The sequence below is a fragment of the Curtobacterium poinsettiae genome (assembly GCF_047226435.1).
In the GTDB taxonomy this organism is placed as follows: Bacteria; Actinomycetota; Actinomycetes; order Actinomycetales; family Microbacteriaceae; genus Curtobacterium; species Curtobacterium poinsettiae.
The window spans coordinates 3,297,016-3,319,770 of sequence record NZ_CP178434.1 but is presented as its reverse complement, the minus strand read 5'-3'; the positions used below and the strand labels follow the sequence as shown (position 1 = coordinate 3,319,770).

Below are 22,755 nucleotides of genomic sequence, written 5' to 3'. Positions count from 1 at the left end.
GGTGATCATCGGGATCGGGGTCGACGTGGTCGACCTGGAGCGGTTCGAACGGGTGCTGGAACGCACACCGGCGATGCGGGCGCGGTTGTTCACGCCGTCCGAGCAGGTCCGTGACGGCGAACCCCGTCCGATCGCGTCCTTGGCGGCACGGTTCGCCGCCAAGGAAGCACTGATCAAGGCCTTCGGGTCGAGTGCCGGGCTCAGCTGGCAGGACCTCGAGGTCGTGTCCGACGACCAGCGGAACCCCTCGCTCACCCTGCGCCAGGGTGCGCGCCGGGTCGCGGATGCGCGTGGCGTGACGAGCGTGCACCTGTCGCTCTCGCATGATGGAGGGATCGCGACCGCGTTCGTGGTCCTGGAAGGAACAGACGTGGTCCTGGAAGGAACGGCCCGGTGAGTGCGTTCACCGGCATCACGATCGATCGCGGAGCCCTGATCGAGAACTACGCGACGATCGCCGACCGGGTCGCCCCGGCTGGTGTGATCGCGGTCGTCAAGGCGAACGCCTACGGCCACGGGGCCCTCGACGCCGCGCAGGCCTTCGTCGACGCGGGCGCCGAGTGGCTCGGGGTCGCCGACATCGACGAGGCCGTCGCGCTCCGGCAGGGCGGCATCGACGAGGGGGTCCGGATCCTCACGTGGCTGCACGCCCCCGACGAGGACTTCCGTCGCGCCGCGCAGTTCGACGTCACGCCGGCGGTGTCGAGCGTCGAGCAGCTGTCCGCCGCCGCCGACTCCGACGTCCGTGCCGTGCACCTGTGCGTCGACACGGGCCTGAGCCGCAACGGGGCCGTCGAGTCCGAGTGGGCCGAGCTCTTCGCGACCGCCGGCGCCCTGGCCCGCGGCGGCAACCGCACCCGGGTCGAGGGGCTCATGTCCCACCTGTCGAACGCCTCGCGCACCGACGACCTCGACCAGGACGCCGCACTGCAGCGTGCGCTGGACGGTCTCGCCGCGAACGGCATCGTGCCGGACGTGGTGCACCTCGCCGCGAGTGCCGCGAGCATCGCCGTGCCGGAGACCCGCCACGACCTGTCCCGCGTCGGACTCGCTCTGTACGGACTGAGCCCCTTCGACGGCCGCACCTCGGCCGACCTGGGGCTGCGTCCGGCGATGCGGGTCACCGCCGCCGTGCTCCGCACCGTGCCGGTCGCCGCGGGTGACGGCGTCTCGTACGGGTACACCTGGCGCGCCGAGACGGACACCCGCCTCGCTGTGATCGGCCTGGGCTACGCGGACGGCTTCGACCGCGACTTCGGCAACCGGGTCTCGTTGCGCATCGGGGACCGCACGTTCCCGGTGGTCGGACGCGTCGCGATGAACGCCATGCACGTCGACGTCGGCGACGCGGACGTGCAGGTCGGCGACGAGGCCGTGCTGTGGGGCGACCCCGCGAACGGCGACCCCGCCGTCGAGGACTGGGCCGACGCCATCGGCACGATCAACTACGAGGTGGTCGCCCGGATCGGCCGCAGCGTGGAACGGAGGACCGCGTGAGCTCCGCACCACTGCGTCAGGCACGCATCGACCTCGACGCGTACCGCGCCAACCTCGAGCGTGTCCGCGAGTGGATGGACCCGGTCGAGGTCATGGCGATCATGAAGGCCGACGCGTACGGGCACGGCCTCGAACCGATCGCGCTCGCCGCAGTCGACGCCGGCATCCGTTGGATCGGTGTACTGACGGTCCCCGCCGCCCTGCGCCTGCGGTCGATCGGGGTGGGCGAGGACGTCCACCTGTTCACCTGGCAGCACGACCCTGACCTGGACTTCCGTGACGCCATCGACTCGGCCGTCGACCTCGGTGTCTCGAACGTCGCCGAACTGCAGCGCATCGTCGACGCCGTCGACCAGCGCCCCGCCCGGGTCCACCTGGGCGTCGACTCCGGACTGCACCGCGACGGCGCGGTCCCCGCAGACTGGCCGGCCCTCGTCGAGGCCGCGCGGGACGCCCAGCGGAACGGCCGCATCGAGGTCGTCGCCGCCTACACGCACCTGGCCGAGTCGTCCGACCACGAGGACAGCGCCGCGGTCGCCGTGTTCGACGCCGCGATCGAGATCGCCGAGGACCTGGGGCTCGATGTCCCGACGGAGCACGTCGCCGCGTCGCTCGCGGGGCTGGAACGCAAGGAGTTCCGCAAGGACATGGTCCGGATGGGTGCGAACCTGTTCGGCATCCCCGGGGCCGACGGGGTCTCGGCAGCAGACCTCGGGCTCGAGCCGGTGATGACCCTGACCGCGTCGGTGGCGAAGACGAAGCGTGTCCCCGTCGACACCGGCGTCTCGTACGACTACACGTACCGCACCGCGACCGAGACGACCCTGGCGCTCGTGCCCGTCGGGTACGCCGACGGGGTCCCGCGACTGGCGCAGGGCCGCATCGAGGTCGCGATCGGCGGCAAGCGCTACCCGATCGCCGGCCGCGTCGCGATGGACCAGTTCCTGGTGGACGTCGGCGACGACGACGTGCGGACCGGTGACACCGTCGTCCTCTTCGGCACCGGCGAGCACGACGAGATGACCGTGCTCGAGTGGGGCGCGGCGCTCGAGACCATCGGTGAAGAGATCGTCTGCCGGATCGGCAGCCGTGTGCCCCGGTCCTACGAGGGTCACGACATCGAGGGACGCGTCGGGGAGTACCTGCGGGGCGAGCGGCCGTGACCGGGTCGTCCCACGTCCTGCTCGACACCACCGTCGACGGCACCGAGGCGATGGGGGAGCTCGGTGCCCGGTTGGCCCGGGTGCTGCGCGCCGGAGACCTCGTCGTGCTGACCGGCCCCCTCGGCGCCGGCAAGACGACCCTGACCCGTGGGCTCGGCGCAGCACTCGGTGCGCGTGGACAGGTGTCCAGCCCGACCTTCGTCCTCGCCCGGACACACCCGACCACCGCCGGGCCGGACCTGGTGCACGTGGACGCCTACCGCCTGTCCGACCCGGTCGAGCTCGACGACCTCGACCTCGACTGGGACGCCGCGATCGTGGTGGTCGAGTGGGGCCGCGGGATGGTCGACGGCGTCAGCGACAGCCTGCTCGACGTCGAGATCACGCGGGCGACCGGTGCCGACGCCGGACCCGCAGCTCCCGACGACACGGACCCGGACGACGTCCCCGACGAGCCCCGCCGGGTCGTCGTCACCGCCTCCGGTCCGCGCTGGCAGGGCGTGGTCCTCTGACCCTGCGGCCCGTCACCGCGGACGACGTCGAGGCGCTCCGGGCGTTCCTCGTCGAGGCCGACCTGACCCTGGCCGGGCTCGACGTCCCGACCGTGCGGCTCTGGACCGATCGCGCCGACGACGGCAGCGTGATCGGCAGCACCGGCTTCGAGTCGAGCGCGGACGGCGTGCACGTCCTCGTCCGCAGCGTGGCCGTCGCTCCGCAGCACCGCGGGTCCGGAGCCGGCACCCGCCTCGCACGGTTCGCGATCGACCGGGCCGCCGAGGCCGGCGCCCAGCGTGCGTGGCTGTTCTCCCGTCGCTCCGGTCCGTTCTGGCAGTCGCTCGGCTTCGCACCCGCCGACCGACAGGCCCTGGCTGCCGCGCTGCCGGACACCCACCAGGTCCGCCTGTTCCGCCGGACGGGGCAGCTGGAGCACGAGGTCGCGTGGTCCCTGGGACTGCCGGTGCGCTGACCGCCGCCTACGATGGACGGGTGCTGCTCGCGATCGACACCTCCGCCGGGACCTCCGTCGCCGTCGTCGACCCGGTCACCGGCCAGGCCCTCGCGACCCGCGACACCGAGGACAGCCGCCGGCACGCCGAGGTGATCGGCCCGTTCCTGGCCGACACCCTCGCCGAGGCGGGCATCACCGGCGCCGACGTCACCGGGGTCGTCGCCGGCATGGGCCCGGGCCCCTTCACCGGCCTGCGCGTCGGCATCGCCGCCGCCCGCACCTTCGCCGCAGCCCGCGGCGTCCCCGTCCTGCCGCTCGTCAGCCACGACGCCGTCGCCCTCGACCAGCGCGCCGCCGGCCTCGCCGGCCCCTTCGTCGTCCTCACGGACGCCCGCCGCCGCGAGGTCTACTGGAGCGCCTACGACGCCGACGGCGTCCGCGTGGCCGGCCCCGGACTCGCCAAGCCCGCCGATCTCGACGACGCGATCCGCGCCTCCCGGCCCGCAGCCGTGGGCTGGGACCGCGTGACCGTCACGTCCATCCCGGCCTGGAGGCTCGGCGCGCTCGCCGCGGACCGACTCGCGTCCGGCGCGGCGTTCGACCAGGACACCCCCCTGTACCTGCGCGACCCCGACGTCACGGTGCCCGGTGCGCCGAAACGGGTGAAGCAGTGACCCTGCCGGACGCGCTCCGCCTGCGCCGAGCCCACCCGCAGGACCTCGACGACATCATGTGGCTCGAGCACGTCTCGTTCCCGACGGACGCCTGGTCGGCGTCGCAGATGTCGGGCGAGCTGTACTCACCGCACGGGTACTACGTCGTGATCGAGACCGTCGACGACACCGCAGCGCCGATGGTCGTCGGGTACGCCGGACTCTCGTCCCTGGCGGGCAACCCGGTGGCCGACGTGCAGACCATCGCGGTCGCCGCCGATCAGCGCGGCAAGGGGCTCGGACGGGTCCTGTTCACGGAACTGCTCGACGAGGCCCGGCGCCGCGGGGTGCGCGAGGTGTTCCTCGAGGTGCGGGCGGACAACCCCGTCGCGCAGGCGATGTACACGGCGTTCGGGTTCGAGCACATCGCGACCCGGCCACGCTACTACCAACCGGACGGCGTCGACGCGTGGGTGATGCGGGCGGAACTGCCCGGCCCGGACGCGGAACCGTCGTCGGACGTCGGACCCATCGGACAGGAGGCCCTCGGTGAGCGCGACTGAACCACTGGTGCTCGGCATCGAGACGAGCTGCGACGAGACGGGCGTGGGGATCGTGCGGGGGAACACCCTGCTGGCGAACGTGATCGCCTCGAGCATGGACGAGCACGCGCGCTACGGCGGGGTCGTGCCCGAGGTCGCCGCACGGGCCCACCTGGAGGCGATGACCCCGACGCTGCACGAGGCGCTCGAGCGTGCCGGCGTCACCCTCGACGAGCTCGACGCCGTCGCAGTGACCGCCGGGCCGGGTCTGGCCGGAGCGCTCATGGTCGGGGTGGGGGCAGCGAAGGCGCTCGCCGTGGCCACGGGCAAGCCGCTGTACGGCGTCAACCACCTGGTCGGGCACGTCGGTGCCGACGTGCTGCGCGAGGACGGCAGCGAGATCGAGCTGCCGACGATCGCGCTGCTCGTCTCCGGTGGGCACACGTCGCTGCTGCTGGTGCGGGACCTGGTCGGTGACGTCGAACTGCTCGGCGAGACGATCGACGACGCGGCGGGCGAGGCGTTCGACAAGGTCGCGCGGCTGCTCGGACTGCCCTACCCCGGCGGCCCGCAGATCGACCGGGCCGCGGCCGAGGGCGACCCGACGGCGATCCGGTTCCCCCGCGGGCTGACGCTGCCGAAGGACATGGCCGCACACCGGTACGACTTCTCGTTCTCGGGGCTGAAGACCGCCGTGGCCCGCTGGGTCGAACGCTGCCGCGACGAGGGCCGAGAGGTGCCGGTGGCCGACGTCGCCGCGAGCTTCCGCGAGGCCGTCGTCGACGTCCTGCTCACCAAGGCCCTGAACGCCTGCCGCGACACCGGTGTCGACCGGCTGCTGCTCGGTGGCGGCGTCGTCGCGAACGCCCGGTTGCGGCAGGTCGCCGAGGAACGCTGCGCGGCCGTGGGCGTGCGGCTGCGGATCCCGCCGTTCGACCTGTGCACGGACAACGGCGCGATGATCGCCGCCGTCGGCGCCCGACTCGTTGCCGAGGGGCACGCGCCGAGCGACCTCGGCATCGCGGCGGACTCGACCCTGCCGGTGACGACCGTCCAGGTCTGACCAGTTCGGCCCCGGTCCTTCTGGGGGAGCCTGTGGGAGGATTCACACGGGCGTCGGAGAGACCGGACGCCCGAGAGGGGTGGACGGTGTCCGATCAGAACGAGTGGCCGAAGCCGGGCGAGACGCCGAACGGCGCGGCGAACGGACAGCCCGACGGTGCACCCGCCCCGGACGCCCCGCAAGCACCTGACGCGCCGCAGGCCCCGTCGGCTCCGGAAGCGCCCCAGAACCCGTACGGCCAGCAGCAGAACCCGTACGGCCAGCCGCCGCAGCAGCAGAACCCGTACGGCCAGCAGCAGAACCCGTCCGGCCAGCCGCCGCAGCAGCAGAACCCGTCCGGCCAGCCGCCGCAGCAGCAGAACCCGTACGGCCAGCCGCCGCAGCAGCAGAACCCGTACGCCGCTCCGCAGCAGCCGCAGCCGCAGCCGAATCAGTACGGTCAGCAGCAGAACCCGTACGCGGCCCCGCAGCAGCAGCAGCAGCCGCCGCAGCAGGCGTACGGCGCACCGCAGAACCCCTACGGTCAGCAGCAGAACCCGTACGCGCAGCAGCAGCCGTACGCGGCCAACCCGTACTCGTACCAGCCCTACGCGCAGCGACCGAAGACGAACGTCCTGTCGATCCTGTCGATCGTCTTCGCGTTCGGCGGCGTCATCATCTGGCCGATCATCATCCTGACGAGCCCGGCCGGCGCGATCATGGGCCACATCGCCCTCGGCAAGATCAAGCAGAGCGGCGAGGGCGGCCGTGGCCTGGCGCTCGCAGGCATCATCGGTGGCTGGGTCCTGACGGGCCTGTTCATCCTGATCGTCGCCCTGGTGTGGATCTCGATCGCGAACTCGTCGAACTACTCGGACTACTCCGACTACTCCGACTACAGCTCGAACACCGGGGCCTTCGTCAGCTGACTTCGCCGCAGGGTGACGGAGGCCGCGAGCGGCCCCCGGCCCCCGGCCGTCAGCCGACCGTGTCGGTGAGCCGCTCGCACAGGATCGCCGTGTGGCGTCCCTCCAGGCGGGTGAGCACGAGTGTGACGCGACCCGATCCGCGCAACCGCAGCCGTTTGCGGAACTGCGCCGGGTCGACGTCGACGCCGCGCTTCTTGATCTCGACGGTGCCGATGCCGTCGGCGGCGAGCCGCGCGGCCAGCCGCTTGACGTCGAGCGGCATCGTGTCGAGCACCCGGAACCCCTGCGCGAAGGGTGTCGTGACGGCCCGGTCGGACGTGACGTAGGCGATGCCGTCGGACAGCATGTGCCCGTCGAGGCCCCTCGCCAGGTCGCCGATCAGTCGCGCGCGGATCACGGCGCCGTCCGGCTCGTACAGGTAGGCGCCGAGCGGTCCGACCTCGGTGTCGTCGGCGTCTGCCGCTCCGGTCATCTCGTCGATGCCGTGGCTGCCGATGACGGTGGCCGCGCGGCGGATGCCGGGGCGTGCGAGGGGGCCGAACCACAGGGCGAGCTCGACGACCTCGCGGTCGACGGAGGTCCACTGGGCCTCGGCGGTGTCCGGGATCAGGTCGCGGTCGATGCCGGGTCCGAGCTTCACGCCGGTCGGTGTCGTCGTCGCTGCGGCGAACACCGTGTCGAGCGAGGGGGACCAGTCGTCCGGGTCGGCGAGTCGGCGGGTGTCGGAGTGGCCGGAGGTGCGTCGTGCGGGGTCCATCCACGCGCCGTCCACCGAGGACAGGTCGAAGGACTCGGCGTCGCCGAGCTCCACCCGCGCGTTCGGCCAGAGGGCCAGGTTGTGGGTCGCGACGGCAGCCGTGACCTCGTCGCGGTCGACGGCGGTGACGTCCAGGTCGAGCGCCGCCATCGCCATGGCGTCCCCGCCGATGCCGCAGCCGAGATCGGCGACCCGGGTGAGCCCCGCGGCGGCGAAGCGTCCGGCGTGCTGGGCCGCGACCTGCAGTCGGGTGGCCTGCTCGAGACCGGCCTCGGTGAAGAGCATCCGGGACGCGAAGTCACCGAACTTGCCGCGGGCCTTGAGCCGGAGCTTCGCCTGGGTCAGCACGGCTGCGACGAGCCGTGGGTCGTGGCCCTCGGCGCGCAGCCGGGACACCACGCGGACGATCTCGCCGCCGTCGGAGACACCGGGGGTACGGTCGAGCAGGGCCATCCCGTCCGGGGTCAGCAGTGCGGTGAGTTCGGCGGCGTCCATGCGTCGATCCTCGCAGGTGCTGCGTGTTCTCCGGGTGTGCTGGCACTCGGATTGACCGAGTGCCAGTGGCCCCCTAGAGTTGGCGTTGGCACTCTCCTGCGCGAAGTGCCAACCGGTTTTCATCTGTACCGAGTCCGTACCGAGAAAGAAGAGGTCACCGTGGCCGTCAGCATCAAGCCGCTCGAGGATCGCATCGTCATCCGCCAGGTCGAGGCGGAGCAGACCACCGCTTCCGGTCTGGTCATCCCCGACACCGCGAAGGAGAAGCCCCAGGAGGGCGAGGTCGTCGCCGTGGGTCCGGGTCGCATCGACGACAACGGCAACCGCGTCCCGCTCGACGTCGCCGTGGGTGACAAGGTCATCTACTCCAAGTACGGCGGAACCGAGGTCAAGTACTCGGGCGAGGACCTGCTGGTCCTGTCGGCCCGCGACGTCCTCGCGGTCATCGTCCACTGAGTCCAGTACGCATGACGGACGCCCCGTCCGGCCTTCGGGCCGACGGGGCGTTCGTGTGTCCGGGGCCGGTCTGCAGAGCGCTCCGGTCCTGATCAGCCCGCTTGCAGCCCGCCTGGAGGCCCGGTGCACGTCCCGGGGTCGGCGGTCCTTCCTAGGATGGTTCCGTGAGTGAACCGAGTCCGGCGCGACCCGTCCGCAGCGAGGCATCCGTCGGCGTGGTGCAGGCCGTCGTGGCCTACGGGCTCTGGGGGCTGATGCCCCTGCTCTTCGCGGCCATGGCCCCCGCGGCGGCGTTCGAGATCGTGTCGTGGCGGATCGTCTTCGGTCTGGTGTTCTGCGCGGTGGCGATCGCGGTCACCCGGTCGTGGCTCCGCACCCGCACCTTGATGGCCCAGCGCCGCGTGATGCTCGTGATGGGGCTCGCCGCCGTCCTGATCCTGGTGAACTGGACCGTCTACGTCCTCGCGACGACGACCGGTCACACGGTCGAGGCCGCGCTCGGGTACTTCATCAACCCGCTCGTCACGATCGCCCTCGGCGTCGTGGTCCTGCGCGAACGCCTGCGTCCGGCGCAGTGGGCCGCGGTCGGGTTGAGCGTCGTGGCGGTCGTGGTCATCGCGATCGGCTACGGGCAGATGCCGTGGATCTCGCTGGCCCTGGCGTTCTCGTTCGGCCTGTACGGCTTGGTGAAGAAGCGCGTCGGCGGCACCGTGGACGCGCTGAGCGGCCTGACGATCGAGACCGTGTGGCTGCTGCCGATCGCGGTCGTGGCGCTGGTGGTGCTCGGTGTGACCGGGCTCGGCGGCGGCGTGACGTTCACGAGCGAGGGCTGGGGGCACGCTGTCATCACCGTGCTGACCGGGCCGGCGACCGCGGTGCCGCTGCTGCTCTTCGCCTCGTCGGCGCGCCGGGTGAGCCTGTCGACCCTGGGCTTGACCCAGTACCTGGCACCGGTGATGCAGCTGCTCGTCGGGGTCCTGGTGCAGCACGAGGAGATGTCGGCCGGGCGCTGGTTCGGCTTCGGCATCGTGTGGCTCGCGCTCGTGGTGCTGACGGCGGACTCGTTCGCCGCCGCACGCGCGTCCCGCCGCCGGGCGCTCGCACCCACCCCGGCCGAGCCGGTCTGACCCGGTCTCCACCGCGAAAGCGACAGGCCCCCGCGGAACTTCCGCGGGGGCCTGTCGCTCTCGCGAGCGGTGCTGGGCTGAACCCTACTTCTTCACCGCACCCTGGATGGCGCTCTGGTAGACGGGCTTGTTGTCGCCGTCGAACTTGTAGATGCCGATGTACGCGCTCGACGGGTCGTTGTTGTCGTCGAACGGACCGATGCCGGACGGGCCGGTGTAGTGGATGTCCTTGCCGTCGTCCAGGAGCGTCTTGCACTCCTTGAACGTCGCACACTCCGTGCCGCCGTCAGCTCCCGACACCGCAGCCATGTTGGCCTGGATCGTGCCGGAGTCGGTGCCCTTGCCCTTCACCGCAGCGAGGGCGGCGAGGACCGTGGCGTCGTACGACTCGGCCGCGTACGAGTAGTCGGCGAGCGTCTTGCCCGACGAGTCCTTGTAGAACGCAGCGAGCTGCTTCTTGAAGTCGTCCTTCGGCGAGGCACCGGGGATGGTGCCCTGGGCGCCGCTCAGGGTGCCCTTGTCGAAGTCCTTCGAGTAGTCCGCCGTGTTGCCGTCGGACATGTAGATCTTCGCTTCGTTCCCCTGCGAGACGAGCTCCGGGATGATCGACTTCGTCTCGTCGAAGGCCAGGACGACGATCGCGTCGGGCTTCTGGGCCAGTGCCGCGGTCACCTCGGACGAGAACGTGGTCTGGCCGGGCGGGAACTCCTGGCCCTCGCCCTTGCCGCCGTAGACGACCTGGCCGCCCGAAGCCTCGACCGCGGCCTGCACGGAGTTGCGGAGGCCGGTGCCGTACGTGTCGTTGAAGACCAGGAAGGCGACCTTCGCGTTGCCGTCACCGGTCACGAGCTGACCGAGCGCGGAACCCTGCACCGAGTCCGGCGGTGCGGTCCGGTAGTAGTACGACGAGTACCCGGAGAGGTCGCTCGCCGTGTTCGCCGGCGAGATCTCGACGATGCAGTTGCTGGTCAGCTGGTCGATGACGTTCAGCGTGACGGACGAGGACTCGGCGCCGATCGCGACCGGGACCTTCGCGTTGACGAGCTTCGTCGCCGCGGAGCTCGACACGGTCATGTCGTTGCTGTCACCGGAGTCGGTCGCCGGGTCGATCGTGACGTCCTTGTCGAGGACACCGCCCGCGGCGTTGATGTCCTTGACGGCCAGGCCGACACCGGACTCGGCCGGCGGGTTCAGGTAGGCCAGCGAACCGGTCAGGGGCAGGATCGTGCCGATCTTCAGCGCGTCCGTGCCAGGGGTGTCGGGGGCCTTGCAGCTGGCGGCGGGATCCTTCTTCGCATCGCTCGACGCCGAGCTCGAGGGGGAAGCACTGCCGGTGGTGGAACACGCGGCGAGGAGGACGGCTGCTGCGCCCGCCAACGCCAGTGCCGCGGTGGCACGGGTGGTTCTGATCATCCGTGGAGCCCTTTCTCTGCGCGGAGGCTGTGCCGCTTCGGGTGAATGCGACGCCTCCACTGGATGTCGAGAAACGTAGGGTCCATGTGTTTCGCCCGTGTGACGGGGCGGTACGCAAAGGTGTTTCGTTACCGAGCCGTGACGTTCCTGTGCGTGGGGACAGGCATCCGTGCAGGAGCCGCGGTGCCGGCGTGGTGCCCTGACCTGCGCCAGGCGGATGGTCCGGCAGGGTGTTCGGGAGGCCCGGGGGCGCGCCGGTGGACGGCGGGCCGGTCAGCCGTGCTGGCCCGGTCAGCCGTGCTGGCCCGGTCAGCTCTGCTGTCCGGCTTCCTCGTCGAGTTCGGCCTGGGACCGCAGGACGCAGAACTCGTTGCCCTCCGGGTCGGCGAAGACCACCCATCCGCCGTCCGGGTGGCGCAGGTCGGCGAGCTCCACGGCACCGATGCCGCGGAGCCGCTCGACCTCCTCGTCGCGGGTGCGGTCGGTGGGGCGCAGGTCGAAGTGGATCCGGTTCTTCACGGTCTTCGTCTCGGGCACCTGGAGGAACAGCACCGTGTGCGATCGATCGGGTGCTGTGATCTCGCACTCCTCGTGCCCCGGAGCATTCGGGTCGTCGGGCAGGTCCACGTACCCGAGCACCTGCTTCCACCACTCGGACTGGGCGTAGGCGTCGCGGGAGTCGATCGTGGTGTGGGAGACAGCGCTGACCATGCCGCGACACTACCGCCGGGGAACGCAGCTGCGGGGGACGGGGCGGGGGACTGGGTGAAGACGCCGTCGTGCTGCTCCGACGCCGCGGTGCTCGCGAGACGCCGCCAAATTCGGCGGCGTCTCGGGGACTCGGCGGCGCCCAACCCGCACGACGGCGTCTCGCGCTGCCCGCCAGCCGCTGCTCACGAGCCCGGCTGGCGACGTGCGCCGATCGGTGCTGCGCGGAACAAGGGGAGCCCGGCAGCCGACAGCACCGCAGCCAGCGCTCGTGCATCCGCAGCTTCCCGCATCGTCCACCGCGCGAACCCGCGCACCTCGGGATCCCGTCGGAGCGCGTCCTCACGGTTCTTCTCGTCCCACAGCGCTCGAGGGTCGTCGTACTTCAAGCGACCGTCGAACTCACCGATCACGCCGGCGTCGGGCCACCAGAAGTCCGTCCTGAACCTGCCGAGCGGTGTCTCGAACTCGCGCTGCAGCTCCGGAGCAGGACCCCCGAGGTCACGGGCGGTGACGCGGCTGATCGACTCGCCGGGCGATTCGGCACGGGCATCGGCGAAGTCGATCGCGGCGGCAGCCTGTCGGCATCCGCGCAGGCGCCCAGGTGGTCCGAGCGCGTCGAGTGCGGCGACGAGCCCTTCGCGGCTGACCAGGGCAGACCGGAGCACGTGGTCGAGCACGACGACGGCGTGGGTGAACGACTGCCGACGCGCGATGTCGAGCACGGTCCGGTCGAGCGAGGTCGTCGGGATCCCGTCGACCACGACGCGTTCGCCGTTCCGGATCCGCCCAGCGTGACGGACGACGCCTCGACCGGTGTGCGTCTTGTCGAGCCGGACGTCGATCACGTGCAGCCGCCAGTCGGTCGCGTCGAAGTCAGGCAAGCCCCAGAGCGCCGCGGCCGAGGTCCCCGAGACGACGCACTCGGACTGCAGGGACCCGTACCGTGCGCGGACGAACAGGCGCCGGCGTTCCAGGGGTGAGAGCGCCTCCCACTCCGGACGTTCGACGGCGGCGCCGTGGAACAGGCGTACCGGTTCGTGCAGGGCCGACGGGACACGGACCAGTGCTGTCCGGGCGAGCGCGTTCATCCCCGCAGCATGGAACGCGACCACGGCGCGAGGCGACTCGCACGACGGACCGGTGGAGAGCCTCCAGGCCGTTGCCGCCTGTGGAGGAGTCGCAAGACGCCGTCGTCTCCGAACCACGCCCGGAAAGCGTTGAGACGCCGCCGGATTCGGCGGCGTCTCAACGACACGACGGCGTCTTGCGGACCAGAACCGGCCCGGCCCGCAGGCTAGCTGCGGTAGTTCGGCGCCTCGACGACCATCTGGACGTCGTGCGGGTGGGACTCCTTGAGCCCCGCCGCGGTGATGCGGACGAACTTGCCACGGGCCTTCAGCTCGGGGATCGTGCGACCGCCGACGTAGAACATCGACTGCCGCAGCCCACCGGTGAGCTGGTACACGACGTTGCCGACCGAGCCGCGGTAGGGCACCTGGCCCTCGATGCCCTCGGGGATGAGCTTGTCGTCGTTCGGCACGTCCGCCTGGAAGTAGCGGTCCTTCGAGTACGAGGTCTTCTTGCCGCGGGTCTGCAGGGCCCCGAGGGACCCCATGCCGCGGTAGGCCTTGAACTGCTTGCCGCCCACGAACACCAGGTCACCGGGGGACTCGTCGGTGCCGGCCAGCAGTGATCCGAGCATGACGGTGTCGGCACCGGCGACCAGGGCCTTCGCGATGTCGCCCGAGTACTGCAGGCCACCGTCGGCGATGATCGGCACACCGGCTTCACGTGCGGCGAGGGACGCCTCGTACACGGCCGTCACCTGCGGCACGCCCACACCGGCGACGACGCGCGTGGTGCAGATCGAGCCCGGGCCGACACCGACCTTGACGGCGTCGACACCGGCGTCGATGAGCGCCTGGGCGCCCGCGCGGGTGGCGACGTTGCCGCCGATGACGTCGATCGCGTCGAACGTCGGGTCGGCCTTGAGGCGGCGGACCATGTCGAGCACGCCTTCGCTCTCACCGTTGGCGGTGTCGACGACGAGCACGTCGACGCCGGCGTCACGCAGGGCCTCGGCGCGCTGCCAGGCGTCGCCGAAGAAGCCGATCGCCGCACCGACGCGGAGCCGGCCCTCGTCGTCCTTGGTGGCGTCCGGGTACTGCTCGCTCTTGTCGAAGTCTTTGACGGTGATGAGGCCGCGGAGCTTGCCCTCGGCGTCGACCAGCGGCAGCTTCTCGATCTTGTGCTGGGCGAAGATGGCGATCGCCTCTTCGGGGTCGATGCCCTCGAGCGCGGTGATCAGCGGCGCCTTCGTCATGACGTCGCGCACGTACGTGGTGGCCTGCTCGAACGTGGCCACGAAGCGCATGTCGCGGTTCGTGATGATGCCGACGAGGGTGCCGTCCTGCTCGACGACCGGCAGGCCGGAGACACGGAACTGGCCGCAGAGCGCGTCGACCTCGGCCACGGTGGCGTCCGGGGTGGTGGTCACCGGGTTGGTGATCATGCCCGACTCGGAGCGCTTGACCTTGTCGACGTAGGCAGCCTGGTCCTCGATGGACAGGTTGCGGTGCAGGATCCCGATGCCGCCCTGGCGCGCCATGGCGATCGCCATGCGGGCTTCGGTGACGGTGTCCATCGCAGCAGAGAGCAGCGGGACGTTGACGGAGATCCGCTTGGTGAGCCGGGACGCGGTGGACGCCTCGCTCGGGATGACGTCGGTGTGCCCGGGCAGGAGCATGACGTCGTCGTACGTGAGTCCGATGAATCCGAACGGATCCGGCTGGTCCATGGGTCCCCTTCGTGGGCGAGTGAAGTGTCGAGACACCGGGAACACGACGACGGGTTCCGGATAGGACATGGTAACGCGAGCGGCTGTCGCCGCATTCCGCCTGGAGGCACGGATCGCGCCCGCCTCGGAGCATTCCTCCACAACGTCACAGTTCGGGTACGAATCACACAGGGAACGTGTTGGAAACACGGGTGTCACAAAATCCCCATAGGTTCCTCGTCATCCGAACGAGAGGCTCTTCCGTGGGATCCATCACTCCTCCGGGACGGGCGCAGCCGCGCCTGTTCCGCCTCCGCCAGACACGACGACGACCGGTCCTCGCGGCCGTGCTCGTGGCCGCGTTCCTGGCGACCTTCCTGATCGACTGGGCGGTCACCCTGCCGGCCTTCAGTGCCACGTCGGCTCCGGCCACCAGCCAGGCGTGCACCGTCAGCCCCGACAACGGGTGCATCCAGGGCACGATCACCGACTCCGAGCGTGATCCGGCCGAGGGCGTCGACGTCGACGTGACCGGCCCGAGCGGCTTCGACCAGACGGCTACGACCAACGCCGACGGCCGCTGGTCCGTCAAGGTCGAGACCGCTGGCGAGTACACGGTGAGCGTCGACCAGGGCACCCTGCCGAAGGGGCAGTACCTGACCAACGCCGCGGACGCCGAGCGGAAGGTGCAGGCGACGCTGAACGCCAACGTCGGGCAGATCTTCCAGCTGTCCGACCAGAAGGGCGCGACGACCTCGTCCGACTCGTCGGGTGTGAGCATGCAGCGGGCCTGGCAGCAGTTCGCATCCGGGCTCCGGCTCGGCCTGCTGATCGCGCTGGCGTCCATCGGGCTCTCGCTCATCTACGGCACGACGGGGTTGTCGAGCTTCTCGCACGGTGAGCAGGTCACCCTCGGCGGTCTGCTGGCGTACGTCTTCGCCAACCAGCTCGGCTGGAACATCTGGGTCACCGGCATCGTCGTCACGCTGTTGTGCGCCGCGACCGGGTACCTGCAGGACGCCGCGATCTGGCGCCCGCTCCGGCGCCGACGCATCAGCCTGACGCAGCTCATGATCGTGACGATCGGGCTGTCGATCGCCGCCCAGTACGCGTTCCAGTACTTCTTCGGCGCCTCGACGGTCCGCATCCAGCAGGGCAACCCGGAGACCGTGCGGTTCGCCGGCGTGACCCTGACGGTGCAGTCCTACGTCGCCATGGGGATCGCGCTCGTGGTCCTCGTCGCCACCGGGCTCTTCCTGGCGAAGACGCGCTTCGGTCGGGCCACCCGCGCCGTGTCGGACAACCCGGCGCTCGCCGCGGCCTCCGGCATCGACGTCGACCGGGTGATCCGCTTCGTGTGGACGCTCGCCGCCGGTCTGGCTGGCCTGTCCGGCGTGATGCTCGGGCTCGTCCTGAACGGCGTGAACTGGCAGACGGGGCTCCAGCTGCTCCTGCTCATGTTCGCCTCGGTCACGCTCGGCGGCCTCGGTACCGCGTACGGCGCCCTGGTCGGCTCGATGATCATCGGGGTCGTCGTGGAGCTCACGAACCTGGTGCTCCCCGGTGACTTCAAGTACGCCACCGCCCTCGTCATCCTCATCCTCATCCTGCTGTTCCGGCCGCAGGGCATCTTCGGCCGCGCCGAGCGGATCGGCTAAGGGAGCACGCGCATGGACTACATCCTCAACCTGCTGTCCTCGCTCACCCAGGAGGCACTCGCCCCGACCACGGCGGCGTTCGCGCTGGCCGCGATCGGCCTGAACGTGCACTTCGGGCTCACCGGGCTCGTGAACATGGGCCAGGCGGCGTTCCTGCTGCTCGGGGCCTACGGCTTCGCGATCTCGATCACCAACGGACTGCCGTTCGTGATGGCGGTGCTCATCGCCCTGCTCGTCTCGATCGTGTTCGCGATCATCCTCGGCGTCCCGACCCTGCGGTTGCGCGGCGACTACCTGGCGATCGTCACGATCTCCGGCGCCGAGATCATCCGCATGGTGGGCCGCTCGAGCCTGCTCACCTCGACCACGGGCGGCTCGAACGGCATCACCGGGTCGAGCTACCGCGACCCGTTCACCGCCCTCAGCCCACTGCCCGACGGCACCACCACGATCCTGTGGTTCACGTACGCCAACAACGGCGTCAACGGCTGGTGGATCCGCATCGCGGCGTGGGCCATGGTCGCCCTGTTCACCCTGGTGCTGTTCCTGCTCATGCGCAGCCCGTGGGGCCGCGTGGTGAAGGCCATCCGCGAGGACGAGGACGCCGTCCGCTCGCTCGGCAAGAACGTCTACTCGTACAAGATGCAGGCGCTCGTGTTCGGTGGGGCGCTCGGTGCGATCGCGGGCATCATCTACGTCCTGCCGAGTTCCGTGCAACCGGACGCCATGGGCCGCTCGATGACGTTCTTCATCTGGACGGCGCTCATCCTCGGTGGCGCGGCGACGGTGTTCGGACCGGTGCTCGGAGCCGTGCTCTTCTTCGTCGTCCGGCTCTTCATCCGCACGCTGGCCGGCGACTTCATCCCCGACTCGATCATGAACGCACAGCAGGCCGAGCAGTTCTCGTACGTGCTCGTCGGCGTCGCGCTCATGCTGCTCATCGTGTTCCGTCCACAGGGGTTGCTCGGCAACAAGAAGGAGCTGACGTTCAGTGTCTGAGACCTACGGCCACCCCAAGGCCGACCCGATCCTCACCGTCGACGACGTCACCCGCCGCTTCGGGGGCATGACCGCCGTGGACGTCGACCACCTCGAGGTCCAGCGCGGCTCCATCACCGCCCTGATCGGCCCGAACGGCGCCGGCAAGACCACGTTCTTCAACCTGCTCACCGGATTCGACAAGCCGAGCCCCGGTGCGAAGACGCAGTTCAACGGCGCCACGCTGCAGAAGACGAGCGCGACGCACATCGCGAACAAGGGCATGGTCCGCACCTTCCAGCTGACCAAGGCCCTGTCGCGGCTCACCGTGATGCAGAACATGCTGCTCGGCGCTCGCGACCAGCCCGGCGAGAACTTCTTCGCCGCCCTGGTCAAGCCGGTGTGGGCGAAGCGGGAGCGCGAGATCACGGCCAAGGCCGAGGACCTGCTCGCCCGGTTCAAGCTCGACACCAAGGCCGACGACTACGCGGGCTCGCTGTCCGGCGGGCAGCGGAAGCTGCTCGAGATGGCCCGGGCGCTGATGTCCGACCCGACGATGATCATGCTCGACGAGCCGATGGCCGGCGTGAACCCCGCGCTCACCCAGTCGCTCCTCGGGCACATCCAGTCCCTGCGCGACGACGGCATGACCGTGCTGTTCGTCGAGCACGACATGCACATGGTCCGGCACATCTCGGACTGGGTGGTCGTGATGGCCGAGGGCAAGGTCGTCGCCGAGGGCCCGGCGGACACGGTGATGGACGACCAGGCCGTGATCGACGCCTACCTCGGTGCGCACCACGACACCGACCTGGGTGACGACTCGCTCCTCACCGAGGAGACCTTCGAGGAACTGGCAGAGGAAGTCGCGGAAGAAGACGCGGCGGACGCAGCAGCAGAGGAGACGACCCGATGACGGACCAGGCGGACCCCACGAACGCGAGCAGTGCCTCCAGTCCGTCCCCGGCGGCCACGCTGGAACGCGAGCCGGTGCTCAGCGCGAAGAACCTCGTCGCCGGGTACCTGCCGGGCGTGAACATCCTGAACGGCTGCGACGTGGACTGCTACCCGGGCGAGCTCATCGGCATCATCGGGCCGAACGGGGCGGGCAAGTCGACGCTCCTCAAGGCGCTGTTCGGGCTCGTGTCCATCCGCGAGGGTTCGGTGACCCTGCAGGGTGACGACATCACGAACCTCAAGGCGAACAAGCTCGTGCAGGCCGGTGTCGGCTTCGTGCCGCAGACGAACAACGTGTTCCCGTCGCTGTCGATCGAGGAGAACCTGCAGATGGGGCTGTACCTGCGGCCCCGGAAGTTCACCGAGCGGCTCGAGGTCATCTACGACCTGTTCCCGGTCCTCGCCCAGCGGCGGAACCAGCGGGCCGGATCGCTGTCGGGCGGTGAGCGGCAGTCCGTCGCGATGGCCCGGGCGCTGATGATGGACCCGAAGGTGCTGCTGCTCGACGAGCCGAGCGCCGGACTGTCCCCCGTGCGTCAGGACGAGACGTTCCTGCGGACCCGCCGGATCAACAAGGCCGGTGTGTCGATCATCATGGTGGAGCAGAACGCGCGACGCTGTCTGCAGATCTGCGATCGTGGGTACGTGCTCGACCAGGGGAAGAACGCGTACTCGGGCACCGGGAAGGAACTCGCTGACGATCCCAAGGTCATCGAGCTCTACCTGGGGACGCTCGCCAAGGACGTCGACGCACAGCGCTAGCGCTGTCGTCGGCTACGGGTACCGCTGTGGGGGTGGTATCCGTGACGGGTGGGGCCGTGCGTGGTCGCTTCGCGCCGCACGGCCCCGCTCCTGTACCCGGCCCGGAGGCGCGGCTCGCGTCTGGTCGCGTCCGATCGCGTCTGGTCGGGTGACTGTGGTCGCATGACGCCGTCGTGTTCCGTCGACGCCGCGGTCCCGTCGAGACGCCTCGGAATCCAGCGGCGTCTCGTCGGGATGGCGGCGTCCTGCGCTGACGACGGCGTATTCCGTTGACGACGGCGTCTTCCGTTGACGACGGCGTCGCCCGTCGCACCCGGCCAGGAGGCGCTACTCGCCCCGCGCGGGTCGGTATCGTTCCGCAGGTGCAGAGACTGTCGGTGAGCGCGATGGACGCCCTGGTGTGGGTGGTCTTCATCGCGCTGTTCGTCGGTGCGGCGCTGCTCGTCAAGGTCGCGGCAGTGCTCCTCGTCGTCCTCGTGGTGCTCGCGCTCCTGCTCGGCTTCGTGCTGCGGGTGCTCCGCAAACGTCGACGAGCCCCGCGCCGCCCGCGCTGACGGCTCCGCCGTGACGGCTGCACGGTGCGAGGTTGCCGGCCGTCCGCACCGTCCGGCCCGTGCACGCCGCAGAGCCCGCCCGGTAGGCTGTCCTGGTGAGCGAAGTCGAGATCGGTGCAGGCAAGCGCGGACGTCGGGCGTACGCGTTCGACGACATCGCGGTGGTCCCCTCCAGGCGGACGCGTGACCCGCGCGACGTCAGCGTGCAGTGGTCGATCGACGCGTTCACGTTCGAGTCGCCGATCCTGTCGGCACCGATGGACTCCGTGTCCTCGCCCGCGACGGTCATCCAGATGGGCAAGCTCGGCATCCTGGGCGTGCTCGACCTCGAAGGCCTGTGGACCCGCTACGAGGACCCGACCCCGTACTACGACGAGATCAAGTCGCTCACCGACGGCAACGTCACGAAGCGCATGCAGGAGATCTACTCCGAGCCGATCAAGGCCGAGCTGATCACCGCCCGCCTGGCCGAGATCCGCGCAGCCGGGGTGCCGGTCGCCGGTTCGCTCAGCCCGCAGCGCACCCAGGAGTTCTCGAAGACGGTCGTCGACGCCGGTGTCGACCTGTTCGTCATCCGCGGCACCACGGTCTCGGCGGAGCACGTCTCCCAGACCGAGGAACCCCTCAACCTCAAGAAGTTCATCTACGAGCTGGACGTCCCGGTGATCGTGGGCGGCGCCTCGACCTACACGTCGGCGCTGCACCTCATGCGCACCGGTGCCGCCGGTGTGCTCGTCGGCTTCGGCGGCGGCGCAGCATCGACCACCCGTGCCGCACTCGGCATCCACGCCCCGATGGCCACCGCCGTCGCGGACGTCGCAGGTGCCCGTCGCGACTACCTCGACGAGTCGGGCGGCCGCTACGTGCACGTCATCGCCGACGGCGGGCTCGACACCGCGGGCGACATCGTCAAGGCCATCGCCGTCGGCGCCGACGCCGTCATGCTCGGCACCGCGCTGGCCCGTGCGACCGAGGCCCCGGGTGGCGGTTACCACTGGGGTGCCGAGGCGCACCACCCCGAGCTGCCGCGTGGCCGCCGGGTCGAGGTGGGCACGATCGCCCCGCTCGAGAACGTCCTGAACGGCCCGACGCCGACCCACGACGGCCGCGCCAACCTGGTCGGTGCCCTGCGCCGCTCGATGGCGACGACCGGATACTCCGACGCCAAGGAGTTCCAGCGAGTAGAAGTGGTCGTGGCGCCGTACCACCAGTGACGGTGGCACCCGGACACTGCTCCGGGTGACGCCTCGGCGCCGACCGTGACCCGGAGGCGACGATGGCGAAGTCCAGCACGACGAAGCAGACCAGCACGGCCGGACGTCCGCGTGACGTCGCGCCCGGCGTGGGGTTCGACCCCACGGCGAAGCTCGGACCGGACGAACGTGCGGCCGCGATCGAGACGCTGAAGACCAAGGAGCTCGACGTCCTGGTCGTCGGCGGCGGCATCGTCGGTGCGGGCAGTGCGCTCGACGCCGTGACCCGCGGCCTGAGCGTCGGCATCGTCGAGGCCCGTGACTGGGGCTCGGGGACGTCGAGCCGTTCGTCGAAGCTCGTGCACGGCGGCATCCGGTACCTCGAGCAGCTCAACTTCGCACTCGTCCGCGAAGCCCTCATCGAACGCGGGCTGCTGCTGCAGCGCATCGCCCCGCACCTGGTGAAGCCCGTGCGCTTCCTCTACCCGCTCAACCACCGGGTCTGGGAGCGCTTCTACATCGGCATCGGCATGGCGATGTACGACGTGTTCAGCTGGTCCGGCGGCCGTCCGCCCGGCGTCCCGCACCACCGACACCTCAGCCGGAAGCAGGTGCTCAGGAACATGCCCGGGCTCAAGAAGGACGCCTTCGTCGGCGGCATGACGTACTACGACGCCCAGGTCGACGACGCGCGCTACGTCGCGTCGCTCGTGCGCACCGCGGCCTCGTACGGTGCCGAGGCGGCGAGCCGCGTCCGCATCGAGGGGTTCATCAAGGTCGGAGAGCGCGTGGTCGGCGCGCAGGCCCACGACATCCAGACCGGTGAGCGGTTCGAGATCCGCGCGAAGCAGGTCGTCAACGCCACCGGTGTCTGGACCGACGACACCCAGGCGATGATCGGCACCCGCGGGCAGTTCAAGGTGCGGGCGTCAAAGGGCGTGCACCTCGTCATCCCGCGCGACCGGTTCCAGTCGAACACGGGCATGATCCTGCGCACCGAGAAGAGCGTCCTGTTCGTCATCCCGTGGGGCCGGCACTGGCTGGTCGGCACGACCGACACCGACTGGTACCTCGACAAGGCGCACCCGGCGGCGACCGCGGCGGACATCGACTACATCCTCGAGCACGTCAACAAGGTGCTCGCCGTCCCGCTGACCCGCGAGGACGTCGAGGGCGTCTACGCCGGCCTCCGCCCGCTGCTGGAGGGGGAGTCCGACCAGACGTCGAAGCTCAGCCGCGAACACGTCGTCGCGCACACCGTGCCCGGGCTCGTCGTCGTCGCCGGCGGCAAGTGGACGACGTACCGCGTGATGGGCAAGGACGCGATCGACGAGGCCGTCGCTGCCATGGACGGCAGGATCCCGGAGTCGACGACCGAGGACATCCCGCTCCTCGGCGCGGAGGGCTACCCGGCCGCGTGGAACCGACGCGCCCGCACCGCACGGAGCTGCAACGTGCACAAGGTCCGGATCGAGCACCTGCTCAACCGGTACGGCACCCTCGCGACCGAGGTGCTGCAGCTCGTCGAGCAGGACCCTGCGCTCGCCGAACCCCTGCCCGGGGCCGACGACTACATCGGCGCCGAGGTCGTGTACGCCGCCTCGCACGAGGGCGCCCTGCACCTGGAGGACGTCCTCGCCCGCCGCACCCGCATCTCCATCGAGGCCTGGGACCGCGGCGAGTCAGCAGCGCCCGTCGCCGCGAAGCTCATGGCGGACGTGCTCGGGTGGGACCAGGAGACGACCGAGCACGAGGTCGCGAACTACCTGAAGCGCGTCGCCGCCGAACGGGAGTCGCAGCTGCAGCCCGACGACGAGAGCGCGGACCGCGTGCGGCTCGAGGCTCCGGACATCGCGTTCGGCTTCGACGAGGACGACGTGGTCGTGGGTGGCGGCCGTTCGGACGGCGCGGAGGGCGCGAAGGCGTCCGACGAGCAGGTCATCGGCGAGAAGACGAGCGAGCCGGAGTGAGGAGGCCCGCAGACGCCGTCGTGTCACCGAGACGCCGGCGTCTGCGGGTTGCGTAAGACGCCGTCGTCTCGGGTCGACGCCGTCTGGTCGCCGAGACGCCGCCGAACATGGCGGCGTCTCGCGGTGGACGAGGCGTCTCGACGAGACGACGGCGTCTTGCGGAGTCCACGCGC

General features: G+C 70.5%; 23 protein-coding genes. 18 read left to right on the top strand and 5 right to left on the bottom strand.

The genetic code is table 11. The features are described from left to right. Position 1: 1 nt before the first annotated feature. From ACL00U_RS15630 to ACL00U_RS15590, 9 genes are all read left to right on the top strand, one after another. Positions 2 to 397, top strand: a complete 396-nt coding sequence (locus ACL00U_RS15630; protein ID WP_017885494.1) for a holo-ACP synthase — start codon at positions 2 to 4, stop codon at positions 395 to 397. Continuing rightward, positions 394 to 1,497 carry an alanine racemase gene (alr, locus tag ACL00U_RS15625; protein WP_017885493.1) on the top strand — a complete coding sequence of 368 codons (1,104 nt, stop codon included), beginning with the start codon at positions 394 to 396 and terminating at the stop codon, positions 1,495 to 1,497. The genes ACL00U_RS15630 and alr (ACL00U_RS15625) overlap by 4 nt, the downstream gene beginning before the upstream one ends. Further along, a complete protein-coding gene (gene alr / locus ACL00U_RS15620) occupies positions 1,494 to 2,660 on the top strand; it encodes an alanine racemase (RefSeq protein WP_017885492.1) in 1,167 nt (388 codons plus the stop codon). Before alr (ACL00U_RS15625) ends, alr (ACL00U_RS15620) begins: the two co-directional genes overlap by 4 nt. Further along, positions 2,657 to 3,172, top strand: coding sequence for a tRNA (adenosine(37)-N6)-threonylcarbamoyltransferase complex ATPase subunit type 1 TsaE (gene tsaE, locus ACL00U_RS15615; protein WP_017885491.1), 516 nt, complete (start codon positions 2,657 to 2,659; stop codon positions 3,170 to 3,172). The genes alr (ACL00U_RS15620) and tsaE overlap by 4 nt, the downstream gene beginning before the upstream one ends. 92 nt (positions 3,173 to 3,264) lie before the next feature. Beyond that, positions 3,265 to 3,627: a GNAT family N-acetyltransferase gene (locus ACL00U_RS15610; protein ID WP_017885490.1), complete on the top strand. Its 363-nt coding sequence runs from the start codon at positions 3,265 to 3,267 to the stop codon at positions 3,625 to 3,627. A 20-nt stretch (positions 3,628 to 3,647) separates the two neighbouring features. Next, on the top strand, positions 3,648 to 4,283 hold the full coding sequence (tsaB, locus tag ACL00U_RS15605) for a tRNA (adenosine(37)-N6)-threonylcarbamoyltransferase complex dimerization subunit type 1 TsaB (protein ID WP_031259031.1): 636 nt from the start codon (positions 3,648 to 3,650) through the stop codon (positions 4,281 to 4,283). Then, on the top strand, positions 4,280 to 4,825 hold the full coding sequence (gene rimI, locus ACL00U_RS15600; protein ID WP_017885488.1) for a ribosomal protein S18-alanine N-acetyltransferase: 546 nt from the start codon (positions 4,280 to 4,282) through the stop codon (positions 4,823 to 4,825). Before tsaB ends, rimI begins: the two co-directional genes overlap by 4 nt. Beyond that, on the top strand, positions 4,812 to 5,867 hold the full coding sequence (tsaD, locus tag ACL00U_RS15595) for a tRNA (adenosine(37)-N6)-threonylcarbamoyltransferase complex transferase subunit TsaD (RefSeq protein WP_031259030.1): 1,056 nt from the start codon (positions 4,812 to 4,814) through the stop codon (positions 5,865 to 5,867). Before rimI ends, tsaD begins: the two co-directional genes overlap by 14 nt. Before the next feature lie 86 nt (positions 5,868 to 5,953). Beyond that, on the top strand, positions 5,954 to 6,775 hold the full coding sequence (locus ACL00U_RS15590; RefSeq protein ID WP_412873598.1) for a DUF4190 domain-containing protein: 822 nt from the start codon (positions 5,954 to 5,956) through the stop codon (positions 6,773 to 6,775). A 49-nt stretch (positions 6,776 to 6,824) separates the two neighbouring features. On the opposite strand, the gene ACL00U_RS15585 is transcribed toward ACL00U_RS15590, so the two are convergent. Then, positions 6,825 to 8,027, bottom strand: a complete 1,203-nt coding sequence (locus tag ACL00U_RS15585) for a class I SAM-dependent methyltransferase (protein ID WP_017885485.1) — start codon at positions 8,025 to 8,027, stop codon at positions 6,825 to 6,827. A 159-nt stretch (positions 8,028 to 8,186) separates the two neighbouring features. Here ACL00U_RS15585 and groES point away from each other — a divergent pair, with 159 nt between their 5' ends. After that, entirely contained in the window at positions 8,187 to 8,483 is a 297-nt protein-coding gene (groES, locus tag ACL00U_RS15580; protein WP_017885484.1) for a co-chaperone GroES, read from the top strand. Positions 8,484 to 8,647: 164 nt separating this feature from the next. Further along, complete coding sequence (rarD, locus tag ACL00U_RS15575) at positions 8,648 to 9,610, top strand: EamA family transporter RarD (RefSeq protein WP_017885483.1); 963 nt, start codon at positions 8,648 to 8,650, stop codon at positions 9,608 to 9,610. Between the two features lie 84 nt (positions 9,611 to 9,694). Here the strand turns inward: rarD and ACL00U_RS15570 are convergent, their stop codons facing one another. The 4 genes from ACL00U_RS15570 to guaB form a co-directional block, all read right to left on the bottom strand. Continuing rightward, complete coding sequence (locus tag ACL00U_RS15570; protein ID WP_031259028.1) at positions 9,695 to 11,023, bottom strand: ABC transporter substrate-binding protein; 1,329 nt, start codon at positions 11,021 to 11,023, stop codon at positions 9,695 to 9,697. A gap of 309 nt (positions 11,024 to 11,332) precedes the next feature. Beyond that, positions 11,333 to 11,734 carry a VOC family protein gene (locus ACL00U_RS15565; RefSeq protein ID WP_017885481.1) on the bottom strand — a complete coding sequence of 134 codons (402 nt, stop codon included), beginning with the start codon at positions 11,732 to 11,734 and terminating at the stop codon, positions 11,333 to 11,335. Positions 11,735 to 11,916: 182 nt separating this feature from the next. Then, on the bottom strand, positions 11,917 to 12,822 hold the full coding sequence (locus ACL00U_RS15560) for a hypothetical protein (RefSeq protein WP_017885480.1): 906 nt from the start codon (positions 12,820 to 12,822) through the stop codon (positions 11,917 to 11,919). A 206-nt stretch (positions 12,823 to 13,028) separates the two neighbouring features. After that, positions 13,029 to 14,531, bottom strand: a complete 1,503-nt coding sequence (guaB, locus tag ACL00U_RS15555; RefSeq protein ID WP_017885479.1) for an IMP dehydrogenase — start codon at positions 14,529 to 14,531, stop codon at positions 13,029 to 13,031. A gap of 326 nt (positions 14,532 to 14,857) precedes the next feature. On the opposite strand from guaB, the gene ACL00U_RS15550 reads away from it, so the two are divergent. The 7 genes from ACL00U_RS15550 (at position 14,858) to ACL00U_RS15520 (ending at position 22,582) form a co-directional block, all read left to right on the top strand. Beyond that, the gene (locus ACL00U_RS15550; protein WP_017885478.1) at positions 14,858 to 16,168 is read left to right on the top strand and encodes a branched-chain amino acid ABC transporter permease; all 1,311 of its coding nucleotides are present in this window, start codon (positions 14,858 to 14,860) and stop codon (positions 16,166 to 16,168) included. A gap of 12 nt (positions 16,169 to 16,180) precedes the next feature. Continuing rightward, positions 16,181 to 17,167, top strand: coding sequence for a branched-chain amino acid ABC transporter permease (locus ACL00U_RS15545; RefSeq protein ID WP_017885477.1), 987 nt, complete (start codon positions 16,181 to 16,183; stop codon positions 17,165 to 17,167). Beyond that, complete coding sequence (locus tag ACL00U_RS15540) at positions 17,160 to 18,062, top strand: ABC transporter ATP-binding protein (protein WP_017885476.1); 903 nt, start codon at positions 17,160 to 17,162, stop codon at positions 18,060 to 18,062. The genes ACL00U_RS15545 and ACL00U_RS15540 overlap by 8 nt, the downstream gene beginning before the upstream one ends. Continuing rightward, the gene (locus ACL00U_RS15535; RefSeq protein WP_412873597.1) at positions 18,059 to 18,865 is read left to right on the top strand and encodes an ABC transporter ATP-binding protein; all 807 of its coding nucleotides are present in this window, start codon (positions 18,059 to 18,061) and stop codon (positions 18,863 to 18,865) included. Before ACL00U_RS15540 ends, ACL00U_RS15535 begins: the two co-directional genes overlap by 4 nt. A 362-nt stretch (positions 18,866 to 19,227) precedes the next feature. After that, entirely contained in the window at positions 19,228 to 19,419 is a 192-nt protein-coding gene (locus tag ACL00U_RS15530) for a hypothetical protein (protein ID WP_139179596.1), read from the top strand. 95 nt (positions 19,420 to 19,514) lie between these two features. Continuing rightward, on the top strand, positions 19,515 to 20,633 hold the full coding sequence (locus ACL00U_RS15525; RefSeq protein WP_017885473.1) for a GuaB3 family IMP dehydrogenase-related protein: 1,119 nt from the start codon (positions 19,515 to 19,517) through the stop codon (positions 20,631 to 20,633). A gap of 62 nt (positions 20,634 to 20,695) precedes the next feature. After that, the gene (locus tag ACL00U_RS15520) at positions 20,696 to 22,582 is read left to right on the top strand and encodes a glycerol-3-phosphate dehydrogenase/oxidase (RefSeq protein WP_412873596.1); all 1,887 of its coding nucleotides are present in this window, start codon (positions 20,696 to 20,698) and stop codon (positions 22,580 to 22,582) included. Positions 22,583 to 22,755 lie beyond the last annotated feature (173 nt).

Excerpts from the sequence above, each read along its gene's own strand:
- ACL00U_RS15570 (WP_031259028.1), bottom strand. The coding sequence starts at position 11,023 with ATGATCAGAACCACCCGTGCCACCGCGGCACTGGCGTTGGCGGGCGCA.
- ACL00U_RS15535 (WP_412873597.1), top strand. The coding sequence starts at position 18,059 with ATGACGGACCAGGCGGACCCCACGAACGCGAGCAGTGCCTCCAGTCCG.
- ACL00U_RS15545 (WP_017885477.1), top strand. The coding sequence starts at position 16,181 with ATGGACTACATCCTCAACCTGCTGTCCTCGCTCACCCAGGAGGCACTC.
- guaB (WP_017885479.1), bottom strand. The coding sequence starts at position 14,531 with ATGGACCAGCCGGATCCGTTCGGATTCATCGGACTCACGTACGACGAC.
- ACL00U_RS15560 (WP_017885480.1), bottom strand. The coding sequence starts at position 12,822 with ATGAACGCGCTCGCCCGGACAGCACTGGTCCGTGTCCCGTCGGCCCTG.
- ACL00U_RS15565 (WP_017885481.1), bottom strand. The coding sequence starts at position 11,734 with ATGGTCAGCGCTGTCTCCCACACCACGATCGACTCCCGCGACGCCTAC.
- ACL00U_RS15585 (WP_017885485.1), bottom strand. The coding sequence starts at position 8,027 with ATGGACGCCGCCGAACTCACCGCACTGCTGACCCCGGACGGGATGGCC.
- ACL00U_RS15520 (WP_412873596.1), top strand. The coding sequence starts at position 20,696 with ATGGCGAAGTCCAGCACGACGAAGCAGACCAGCACGGCCGGACGTCCG.